1 protein-coding gene is annotated in these 2,179 nt (G+C 54.5%); it reads right to left on the bottom strand.

Annotation, left to right across the window (positions count from 1 at the left end):
- Window positions 1–84: 84 nt before the first annotated feature.
- Window positions 85–1,629, bottom strand: coding sequence for an NACHT domain-containing protein (locus tag H8B03_RS18890; protein ID WP_226926153.1), 1,545 nt, complete (start codon window positions 1,627–1,629; stop codon window positions 85–87).
- Window positions 1,630–2,179: the final 550 nt, after the last annotated feature.

Here is a 2,179-nt window from a genome sequence, read left to right as displayed (position 1 = left end):
GAAGAAAGGCTCAAGACGCGCCATTTGCACGTCAGTCAGCCAGAAAAGATCAGACATGTTCACCGCTCGTTTTTGAGCCGTGAATCACGCCAGCAAACGGAAATCAATGGGTCCTGACCCTAGCGAAATCTCGGAAAACTTGCCCGGTGCTCCATCAGTGCTCACTGAACGCTGTGCCAACACCTGAGCAAAGAAAGGGCGCCTTGCAAATTCCTTCTCTTGACCCTCGGCGAACAGAACTTCGTTCATCGCTGGAAACCGCTCGGCAAGGATGCCAGCCTCAATATCATCAAACCCATCGATCTCGACGATATGTGCTTGGCCCTCCTCAATGAGTTGAGGAGGAAGCCATATCCTCAAGTCTTCGAGGTGTGACGACCGGGTAGATGCCACGACGCGCCAGTCCGCAAGCCTCGGGTCGTCAAGAAGAGTAGTCACGATGTCTGAAATTGTCTGACGAGCCTCGTTGCCTAAGCGATCTATCCCGTCGATGAAGAGAGTTGGCTTTCCTTGCGTGGCTAGCTCAAAAAGCAGATCAGCGAGCCGCTCCGTTTCTAGGCGCAGGTGCGTGGCGAGTGAGGGCCAGCCGGGGCCGACGAGACGCTTATCGGTCAGAACAAGGGCGAAACCATGCCGGGTGTGCTCTTCGGCCAGCGCACGTAACACCGCCGACTTTCCCGAACCGGCCTCGCCCGCCAATTGGATAAATCGCTTGCCATCATCAACGTCGTTAATCTTAGCGAGAACACTGTTCCGCGGGATAATCAGCCCAGAGATATCCATTCGGATACCTTGAAGAGCGTGTCTTGTTTCTTCTGCTACCTTAACCAGATCGCTGCGCATGCTTGGAAGACAAGAAAGATCAAACACTCCCGAAAGCTGCTCAACCAGAGTTGCCCTTGAAAAGCTGCCCGCTGCGCCCGACGCTTGTCGTGAAATCTGGGAAAGTCGTACCCAAAGCTCTTCGGCACGATGACGCTCTCCAGTTGGTAGCGCATTCCGCAGTCGTTCAATCGCCTCGAATGAACCTGACGCTCCTTCTGAAAGCGTGTCAAAGACGAGGATGACAAAATGCCTTAGAAACTGCCACGAATTTTCCTCATCTTGCGCCTCTGCTGGGAGCACAGCTCGGACATCGCTCACGAACCTTCTTTGTGCGTCGCTTGCGAAATTCTCGGTTTCGAGCCGCCTAAAAAAATCGTCTGCCGACTTGGACGTACGAGCCCATTCAAGCGTAGAGCGGGCCGCCCGGAGTGTGGACTGCGCGATATTAGCAGCTGCTAAGCCAACACGGTCCCGACCTTTCCTGAAGCCGTCTTTCTTGAATTCTCTCCAGCTAGCCGAAATGACGTCTCGAAAATCGGTGTTAGTTTCAGCAGAACTCAGCGTTGGGCTTTGCTTCACTTGCAGAGCCAATTTGGAAGGTTGGCCGTATCGATCCGACGCTTCCACGATTATATCGTCTAGTGGCTCACCAAGCGCCGCGCGCTGGAGAAAGACGCCGTCAGTAATCGCTTCAGAGATTCCCTGCGCACCACCCTCAACTAGGAGGCTGGTTAAATATGACGCCACTACTGAATCTTCAAAGGTGTAGCCGACACCACCTGTTGCCTCGGGGCTCGCGGGCATTCTTTTTGTCCACTATTCTGCTCATTGCTCACCTAGTAGACTATTGAGAATTTAGCTCGCCTTCAACGTGCTTGACGACTGCTACAAGGCCCCGAGGTCGATGCTCAAACTTGTCTACCTTACTTGCGAAGAGCTCTCAGGGCTTCTTTCTCGGCGGTGGACCCCTTTACCCATTGCCACGGCGTGCGCAGTTTCCTCGCCTTCGCCAGATCGGGGTTCGCTTTGGCGTCGCTGACAGCAGCACGCAACCTTTCAAGGCCCTCGCACAAACAGCAAGAGTTTGCTGATCTCCGCACATGATCGACAATCACAACCGCACAAGCATACCTGTCGCACCTTCAAAACCCCTGCCAACCCGCCTCTCCAAGGATAGGGTTGCCGGATCGGGAATTTGTGGCGGGACGGCATGCATGGGGCACCCTGCCCCACCTAGCAGGTTGCTGAAATAGTCTCTTCTGGACAACGATTTGAGAACATGATTCCTCGTCCGCAGCAGAACTGTGGGGGTCAAGATGCGCGGGACGGATGAAACGAGTGGGTCGCTGTTCAG

This window comes from Meridianimarinicoccus sp. MJW13 (genome assembly GCF_014901205.1).
Taxonomy (GTDB): Bacteria; Pseudomonadota; Alphaproteobacteria; order Rhodobacterales; family Rhodobacteraceae; genus Meridianimarinicoccus.
The sequence above is the reverse complement of the archived record's forward strand: the minus strand, read 5'-3'. Positions and strand labels throughout refer to the sequence as shown.